This is a genomic window from Yimella sp. RIT 621 (genome assembly GCF_004146205.1).
Lineage (GTDB): Bacteria > Actinomycetota > Actinomycetes > Actinomycetales > Dermatophilaceae > Yimella > Yimella lutea.
The window spans coordinates 186,229-193,642 of the sequence record NZ_SEIP01000007.1 but is presented as its reverse complement, the minus strand read 5'-3'; the positions used below and the strand labels follow the sequence as shown (position 1 = coordinate 193,642).

At 66.4% G+C, this 7,414-nt stretch carries 10 protein-coding genes; 4 read left to right on the top strand and 6 right to left on the bottom strand.

Features of this window, described 5'->3' with window-relative positions; genetic code table 11:
- Window positions 1-144: 144 nt before the first annotated feature.
- Both EU513_RS08810 and EU513_RS08805 read left to right on the top strand, forming a co-directional pair.
- Complete coding sequence (locus EU513_RS08810; RefSeq protein ID WP_129625515.1) at window positions 145-423, top strand: hypothetical protein; 279 nt, start codon at window positions 145-147, stop codon at window positions 421-423.
- Between the two features lie 44 nt (window positions 424-467).
- Entirely contained in the window at window positions 468-713 is a 246-nt protein-coding gene (locus EU513_RS08805; RefSeq protein ID WP_129625514.1) for a hypothetical protein, read from the top strand.
- Between the two features lie 150 nt (window positions 714-863).
- On the opposite strand, the gene EU513_RS08800 is transcribed toward EU513_RS08805, so the two are convergent.
- Together EU513_RS08800 and EU513_RS08795 are read right to left on the bottom strand one after the other, a co-directional pair.
- The gene (locus tag EU513_RS08800; RefSeq protein WP_129625513.1) at window positions 864-1,205 is read right to left on the bottom strand and encodes a hypothetical protein; all 342 of its coding nucleotides are present in this window, start codon (window positions 1,203-1,205) and stop codon (window positions 864-866) included.
- A 49-nt stretch (window positions 1,206-1,254) separates the two neighbouring features.
- Window positions 1,255-2,283: a GNAT family N-acetyltransferase gene (locus tag EU513_RS08795; protein ID WP_129625512.1), complete on the bottom strand. Its 1,029-nt coding sequence runs from the start codon at window positions 2,281-2,283 to the stop codon at window positions 1,255-1,257.
- 78 nt (window positions 2,284-2,361) lie between these two features.
- Here EU513_RS08795 and EU513_RS08790 point away from each other — a divergent pair, with 78 nt between their 5' ends.
- Together EU513_RS08790 and EU513_RS08785 are read left to right on the top strand one after the other, a co-directional pair.
- Window positions 2,362-3,090, top strand: coding sequence for a transporter substrate-binding domain-containing protein (locus EU513_RS08790; protein WP_129625511.1), 729 nt, complete (start codon window positions 2,362-2,364; stop codon window positions 3,088-3,090).
- A gap of 44 nt (window positions 3,091-3,134) precedes the next feature.
- On the top strand, window positions 3,135-3,659 hold the full coding sequence (locus EU513_RS08785; RefSeq protein WP_255407443.1) for an SDR family NAD(P)-dependent oxidoreductase: 525 nt from the start codon (window positions 3,135-3,137) through the stop codon (window positions 3,657-3,659).
- 10 nt (window positions 3,660-3,669) lie between these two features.
- Here EU513_RS08785 and EU513_RS08780 read toward each other — a convergent pair whose 3' ends face one another.
- The 4 genes from EU513_RS08780 to xdhC all read right to left on the bottom strand — a co-directional run bounded on the left by EU513_RS08780 (window position 3,670) and on the right by xdhC (window position 7,407).
- A complete protein-coding gene (locus EU513_RS08780; protein WP_129625509.1) occupies window positions 3,670-4,500 on the bottom strand; it encodes an aldo/keto reductase in 831 nt (276 codons plus the stop codon).
- The gene (locus tag EU513_RS08775; RefSeq protein ID WP_129625508.1) at window positions 4,497-5,249 is read right to left on the bottom strand and encodes a carboxypeptidase-like regulatory domain-containing protein; all 753 of its coding nucleotides are present in this window, start codon (window positions 5,247-5,249) and stop codon (window positions 4,497-4,499) included. Before EU513_RS08775 ends, EU513_RS08780 begins: the two co-directional genes overlap by 4 nt.
- A 65-nt stretch (window positions 5,250-5,314) precedes the next feature.
- Complete coding sequence (guaD, locus tag EU513_RS08770; protein WP_129625507.1) at window positions 5,315-6,592, bottom strand: guanine deaminase; 1,278 nt, start codon at window positions 6,590-6,592, stop codon at window positions 5,315-5,317.
- On the bottom strand, window positions 6,589-7,407 hold the full coding sequence (xdhC, locus tag EU513_RS08765) for a xanthine dehydrogenase accessory protein XdhC (RefSeq protein WP_129625506.1): 819 nt from the start codon (window positions 7,405-7,407) through the stop codon (window positions 6,589-6,591). The genes guaD and xdhC overlap by 4 nt, the downstream gene beginning before the upstream one ends.
- Window positions 7,408-7,414: the final 7 nt, after the last annotated feature.

Below are 7,414 nucleotides of genomic sequence, written 5' to 3'. Positions count from 1 at the left end.
GGTGGTTTCGGCACCGAGGGACTCGTTCCTCATCCGTCGCACTCCTGCTCGGAGTGGGCGGTTTTGTCGTTGCGGCCGACGGCCAGTCGCTCACACCGACGATGAGCGTACTGCTGGCTGCTCGCGCGATGCGCGGCCTCTGCCGTGATCGCCCTGCGCGGTCTCGTCGCAGGAGCGTTCGGACTCCTCGGTGCGTTCCTACCGTTGATCCTGAAGACACCCGCGGGTCTGTCGCCCGCCGCGTCTGGCATCACGCTGAGTATCGCCGGATTGTTCTGGGCGGCTGGGTCCAACATCGCCAGCCGCCGGTACGTCCAGGCCCACAGCACCGAACTCCGGCGCAGCCGAATCGGGCTCGCGCTCATCGGAGTCAGCGGCACCGGCGTCCTGGCATACCTGCGCGACACGGCACGTACGCCATAGCACTGACGACCTGGGCGCTGTCGGGCATCGGTATGGGACTCTCCGTGAACTTACTGACGACGGCGCTGCTCGACCTGGCCCCTGAGTCCTCGCTGCGCTTCCACCAATCTGCTGCGAGCACGGTCGGCGTCGTGGCTCAAGGCCTCGCCGCGGCCGGCGGCGGTGCCGGGATCGCGCTCGCGGCGTCCACCGACGCAGTGTTCGTGGGCATCGTCGCTGCCGGAGTCACGATCGCATTCATCGCCTACTTGGTCGCGCCGCGCATCGCAGTCGACTGTGCGACGAACTGAAGGTCGCGAGGCCTGACGCCGACCGCACCTTGGTTTCGGCACGCGGGACGTTGTACCTCAGCCCCGCGGCTCAACCAGCGGTGAATCTCGGCTCGACCGTCGGTGACTTCAGCTCGAGTAGCACCGAATGGATTTCACCAGCGAGCAGGATCAGGCGTTGTCGTCGCGGCGGGTGAGTTCGCGCAGCTTCTCCTGCGACTGAGCCGCCTTCTCCCAGGTCTGCAGGTTGCGGCGCTGTTCCCGTTCGACGCGGTCGAGCTGTTCCAGCAGCCGGCGCGACTGCTCGATGTTTGCCTGGTGCTTGGACAGTTCGTTCTCGGCCTTCAGGCGGCGCACCTCGTCGAGTGGCCAGAGCGGAGCGCGCTTCAGCTGGTTGAGCGCTTCCTGCCGCTTCAACGCCGACTCGTCACCGAGGTGCATGCTCGCGGCGGTGACCGCGAAGATCACACCGAAGAGGTAGATCGAGGCCAGCACGATGAGGAAGATGATCATGCGGTCCTCCTCTCCGGTCGTGTCTGAAGTCTAAGTGGCGTCCCTGTGATCAGAGGTCGAGGTGCTGATGCCAGGACTGTGTCTTGTAGACGGTCTTCCAACCCAGGGACGTGTAGAGCCCGTCGGCACCGGTCGGCGAATCGGCGTCGACCTCGAGCCCGACGCGGTTCCGTCCGCGCTCCGCGGCATCGGCGATCACTGTGTGCAGCAACGCTTTTGCGACACCGTGTCCGCGCGCTCGACGGTGTACGCCGATGTAGTCGATATAACTGCCCTCGACGCCGTCAACGTCCGGCGGACTCACGGACGACACCACAGCACCGGCCGGCAACTGCTCACCGTCCTGCTCGATCGTGGCCAACCACCAGTGGTCCCAGCGGTGTCCGGGGTCCTCGCGCAATCGCATCACGAACTCCGGGAAGCTCTCGCGATAGGAACTGAAGTGGTCCTGGAAGGACTCTTCAAGCAACTGGTGCACGGTCTGCAGGTCTTTCGCGACGGGCAGACCGTCGTCGTGCTTCTCGACGCGACGGACAGTGACCCCTGGGCGCGGCGACGGCAGTGAACCGACCTCCGACGCGACCACCGGACGCGACATGTGCCACCACGTGCGGACGTGGTCGTAGCCCGCTGCAGCGAGCCACTGCTGCTGGCGTTCGTCCACGGAGTAGGCATGAGCGTCCAGCAGCGTCGATTTCAAGCCACGAACCTTCGAGATGGCCGCCGCGAACCGCTCCCCCGCCTCGAACAGGCATTGCGCAACCTGATCGGCCCGCGCCCCGGTCAAGTCCTGTCGCAGTTCAGGCTCGATATCCGTCCGACCGGCAGCCCTGTCGTGCACCGAAAGCCACGCAGCAAGGTGGCCCTCCTCGTCGAACACCAGCACCTGCCGCCTGGTCCACGAACCGATACCGGTCAGCTGCCGCTTGAGCATCGGGGCGTCGACGGAGCCGTCACGGCCGACGGCGCGGCGCCGGTCGGCGACGAGCTGGACGACATCGTCCGCATCGTTCGGCTCAGGAGAGCGCACCGTCCATCCGTCCGGCAGACCTTCGATCGTGAGTTCGGTAGCGGTCATGCGGCCCAGTTTCCCAGGGCGCGTATCCGCTCGGGCGTTCACCGGGTGTGCAACGGCTCCCACTTCTACGCTGGCGAAATGAATCTCGATCAGATCCGTGACGAACTCGCCCCGCTCGGCATGCTGCGCGCATCGATCAATCTCGGCAATCCGGTTCTTGCGCAGGGAGATTCGGCCAGCCCATCCGGGGTCACCGTCGATCTCGCGGCCGAAATCGCCCAGCGACTCGGAGTCGCGGTCGAGTACGTCTGCTTCGATGCGGCACGTAAATCGTTCGAAGCGCTCACGACCGGGGACGCGGTGATCGGGTTCATGGCGATCGAGCCCGCTCGCGCTGATCAAGTGAACTTCACCGCGCCGTACGCGTTGATCGAAGGCGTCTTCGTGGTCCCCGCCGACAGCTCGCTGAGCACGGTCGCTGATGTGGACCGGGAAGGCGTGCGGATCGGGGTGAAGGAGGGATCGGCGTACGACCTGTTCCTCACCCGCACTCTCGAGCACGCCGGACTGGTCCGCGGGTCTGAAGGCGTGGACGTCTACGCGGATCAAGAGCTGGAGGCAGGAGCCGGAATCCGCCAGCCCGCAACGGTGTTCGTCGAATCCGACGCCCGCCACCGCCTGATCGAGGACGCGTTCATGCAGATTCGACAGGCCGTTGCCGTGCCGAAGGCGATGTCGGACGAAACCGTCGCCTGGTTGCACTCGCTCGTCGAGCAACTCAAGGAGAACGGCTGGGTCGCAGCCGCGTTGAAGCGCAGCGGACAGGGCGGCGTCCGGGTCGCACCCGCCGAGTCACGTCAGGAGTAGGCGACCCTCCGCTTTCCGGACGCCCGGGGTGACCGGCCGGCAACCTGGGAGCAAATCGTCTTCGGAAGGCCCCCCCTGGCCCAGCAGAAGACCGTTCTTGCGGCCAGACGCGAACCCTCGAGATCAACCTGCTCGGCACCATGAACGGCTGCCACACCACTTACCCCTACCTCAAGCGTGCCGGTGAGGCACAGGTCATCAACCTGCGTTCGGCGTCCGCGATCTACGGGCAGATGGACCTCGCTGCGTACTCCGCCTCCAAGTTCGCCGTCCGCGGACTCACCGAAGCGCTCGAACTGGAGTGGCAGCGCGAGGGAATCAAGGTGAACACCCTCTGGCCACTGTTCGTGAACACGAACATGGTCGAAGGAATGGGCATCGGCACCACCCGTGCGCTCGGGGTACGCCTGACTCCGGACGACGTCGCCCGCGCCGCGTTCAAGGTGGCGCAGGGCGGACGCGGCGGCGTGCACCGCGGAGTCGGCGTGCAGGCTCGGACGATGATGGCGAGCGCAAACCCGTCCGGCGCCGGCAGCCGTCTGGTGAACAAGATCCTCGGCAACCGCTGACCGGGCCGCCCTACTGCTCCTCGTGGGTGTCCGGGTCGCCGCCGAACAGACGTCCGTCAGGTTTACCGAGCGCGGTGATCGCCGCGACTTCGGCATCGGTGAGGGCGAGCCCGAGCACGTCGAGGTTCTCCTTCTGCCGTGACGGCGTGGCCGACTTCGGCAACGGCATGACATTGCGCTGCACGTGCCAGCGCAGGATGACCTGCGCCGGTGTCGCGTCGTGCGCCTTGGCTGCCTCGACGACCGGGCCTTCGGAGTAGGGCGCGCTCGCCTTGCCGAGCGGGCTCCATGCCTGCGTCCGGATCCCCAGTTCCTCGTGCACCTGTACCATCTCGACCTGCGGGAAGTAGGGGTGCAGTTCGATTTGGTTCACCAACGGCGTCACCCCGGTCTCGTCGATGATGCGGCGCAGGTGCTGCGCGGTGAAATTGGAGACGCCGATCTCCTTCACGAGTCCGGCCTGCTGAGCTTCGATCAGCGCCTGCCACGCCTCGACGTACAGGTCGACGCTCGGGTTGGGCCAATGGATCAGGCCGACGTCGATGTGGTCGAGCTTCATCCGGGACGCCGAATCGCGAAGTGACTGCGCGGCAAGGTCTTTGGCATGGAAGCGGCCCGGGATCTTGGTCGCCACCATCACCTCGTCGCGCGGGATGTGGCTCTTGCGGATCGCGTCGCCGACTTCTTCCTCGTTCTCGTAATTCACCGCCGAGTCCAGGTACCGGTAGCCGGTCTTCAGCGCCGAGACGATCGCTTCGACGCCCTCCTCACCTTTGAGCGGGTAGGTGCCGAAGCCGACGGCGGGAAGCGTGAACAGGTCGCGTTCGGTGGTGGAGGTCATGCGTCCACGGTAAGCGCGGAAACGGGTTCGAGGTCGACCACGAGCGGCGCGACCGAACCCAGAACGACGACGTGGCAGGAACGGGAGGCACCCGTCGACGGATCGATGACGCTCACGACATGCCGTCCGGTCACCCCAAGACGGACGGCGAATCGTCCGTCCGGGCCGGCCGTGGTTGTCAGCTCGACGTCACCTGACGCAGTGGTGACGGTGATCGACGCGTCCGAAACGGGGCGCCCTTCGAGGCGGACCAGTCCGGTGAGTTCCAGACGTGGTCCGAGTTCCACGTCGTACGCGCCCGGCTTGTCGATGCGGACGAGTTCGGCGCGCGGCTGGTAACCATCGGCGTTCGTGATCCGTTGGTAGACAACGGGACCGGGCAGCACGAGCGAATACGAACCATCCGGTTCGACCCGCGACCAGTCGACCTCCTCGCCGGTGTCGGTGAGCAAGGTGGTGACTGCGCTGCGGGCAGGGCGACCGGGCGCGTCCCGCACATGCCCGTGGATGATCACGTCGTTGCCGGTGTGGGTCCGGTTCGCCTCCTGCCGGCGACTGGAAGGGATGAAGACGGCGGCGAAGGCCGAGAACAGACCTGCGGCGGCGGCGATCCAGTAGATGTCGTGGAAGGCCTCGAGGGTCGGCAATTCGATGTCACCGACGCGCAGCACATAGCTCAGACCCAGCACCACTGCGCCGATGATGAGCGAGCACTTACCTCCCCAGCAACGGGTGATGGTGGCCGTCACCGGCGACAACACGACCATCATCAGGCCGGCCGGCCGGCCGAGCCTATTTAACTGTTCGAGCGCGATCAGAGCCGCTCGCCGCCGACCCAGACCGACGCGATGTCGTCCGTCGTGCCGAGCGCGAAGATCTTCGCCAGAGCGTCCTCGGAGTCCTTGGCGTACTCGATGCCCATGTCGAGCGGGTCACCGTTCTTCGGACGAATCCACACCGCATCGAACTCACGCCCCACGGACAGATCGCCGACGCGGTCGCCGAGGTCCAGTGCCACCGCACCGGCGCGCGTGGCCAGGTGGAGCAGGTGCGCGGCGGTGAGCGGAAGTCCCTCGTCGGCCAGCAGTTGCTGCACGAAGTAGGCCTGCAGCCCCTCTTTCAGCAGGCAGTACCCAGTGCCTGCACCGACGTCACTACCGAGCGCGACCCAAACGCCCTGCTCGACGTGCCGCTTCAGCGGGAACAGTCCGCTGCCGAGGGCCGAGTTGCTTGTCGGACAGTGCGCGACAGACGTACCGCGCGCGGCCATCATCGACAGTTCCTCGTCCTTCGGGTGGACGTCGTGCGCCAGCACCGAGCGCCGTCCGAGCAGACCGTGGACGTCGTAGGTGGAGGTGTAGTCCGGCCCACCGAACAGTTCCTCGACCTCCTCCACCTCGCGCTTGTTCTCGTTGACGTGGGAGGTGAAGTACAAGCCGTCGATCTCCTTCATCACCCGGCCGCAGGCCGCGAGCATCTCCTCCCCCGCCGACAGCGAGAACCGCGGGGTGACCGCGTAATGCAGTCGGCCCACCCCGTGCCATCGCCGGGCCAGGTCGATCGACTGCTGGTACGCACGCTCGGGAGTGGTCAACAGTCCCTCCGGCAGGATCCGGTCGGAGACGACGAGACCGCTGATGATGCGGATCCGGCTCGCGCGGGCCTGGCTGAAGAAGACGTCCATCGCCGAGGTGAAGTGCGAACCGAAGACGAGCGCGGTCGTCGTGCCGGCCTCCCGCAGGCCGCGCAGGAAGCCCTTGGCCACGCGCGCAGCCTGCTCGTCGTCGGCCATGCGCAGTTCTTCGGGAAGAGCCGCACGGTCGAGCCAGTCCAGTAACGGCATGCCGAGCGCACCGATGACCCGCAACTGCGGAAAGTGGACGTGGGTGTCGACGAACCCGGGCAGCAGGATGCCGTCGCTCAGGTCGACCACCTGCTCGTCGGGATACTCCCGGGCGACGGCCTCGAACGAGTCGCGCCGCGTGATCATGCCCTCGACCACCCGCAGTCCGATGTCGGTGCCGGTACGCAGTGCCGCACCGTCGAAGGGACTGTCCGGTGTGTCGAGAACGGTCGCGCGGTAGATGGTCATCGAGTGGCCCTTTCGCTGTCACGATCGTTCGCGAAAGCCTCAAGCAGTTGTGCGGCGATGCCGACGGCGATGGCGGCCGGTTCCTTGGAGGTGACCTGGGGGATTCCGACGGGGCACTGGATGCGCGCGATCGCCTGTGGCGTGTGCCCTTCCTCGACGAGGGTCTTCTCGAAGCGTCGCCACTTCGCGTTCGACCCGATGAGGCCGATCGTGCCCAGGTCGTCCCTGCGCAGCGCCGAGTCGCAGAGCGCAGCATCCTCGGCGTGGTCGTGACTCATGATCACCACATGCGTGCCGGACGGCACCTCGGTCAGCAGCACCTCAGGCACCGGAGTATGACGGACCTCGACCTCCGCCACCGTGTCGACCAGCTCGGAACGCACCGAATCGACCTGCGCCACACGGGAATCGGCGAGGTAGAGGAGGACGTCGTGCCGCGCAAGGATGTGCGCCAACTCCCGACCCACATGACCGAGTCCGAACACGGCGACCGCCGGCGTCGGCGGCGAGGGTTCCAACATCATCGTGACCTCACCTCCGCAGCACTGCACACCGAAACTGTTGTCGGCGTGCGCGCTGAGTGACATGTGCATCTGCTCGGGTTCCTCGCTCGCCTCGACCAGCATCTCCCGCGCGCGGGTGATGGCTGTCTCCTCGAGATTGCCACCGCCGACCGTGCCGTACGCCTGTACCGCGGTGACGACCATCTTGGCGCCGGCCGCCCGCGGAGCGTGTCCGCGCACAGCAACGACCGTCACCAGAACCGCCGGCACCCGTTCGTGGCGAAGGCGCTGAATCACCTTGGCCCAGTGCATGATTCGT

Coding starts and splice junctions, on each gene's coding strand:
- EU513_RS08800 (WP_129625513.1), bottom strand. CDS start 1,205: ATGATCATCTTCCTCATCGTGCTGGCCTCGATCTACCTCTTCGGTGTG.
- guaD (WP_129625507.1), bottom strand. CDS start 6,592: ATGACCATCTACCGCGCGACCGTTCTCGACACACCGGACAGTCCCTTC.
- xdhC (WP_129625506.1), bottom strand. CDS start 7,407: ATGCACTGGGCCAAGGTGATTCAGCGCCTTCGCCACGAACGGGTGCCG.
- EU513_RS08780 (WP_129625509.1), bottom strand. CDS start 4,500: ATGACCTCCACCACCGAACGCGACCTGTTCACGCTTCCCGCCGTCGGC.
- EU513_RS08790 (WP_129625511.1), top strand. CDS start 2,362: ATGAATCTCGATCAGATCCGTGACGAACTCGCCCCGCTCGGCATGCTG.
- EU513_RS08795 (WP_129625512.1), bottom strand. CDS start 2,283: ATGACCGCTACCGAACTCACGATCGAAGGTCTGCCGGACGGATGGACG.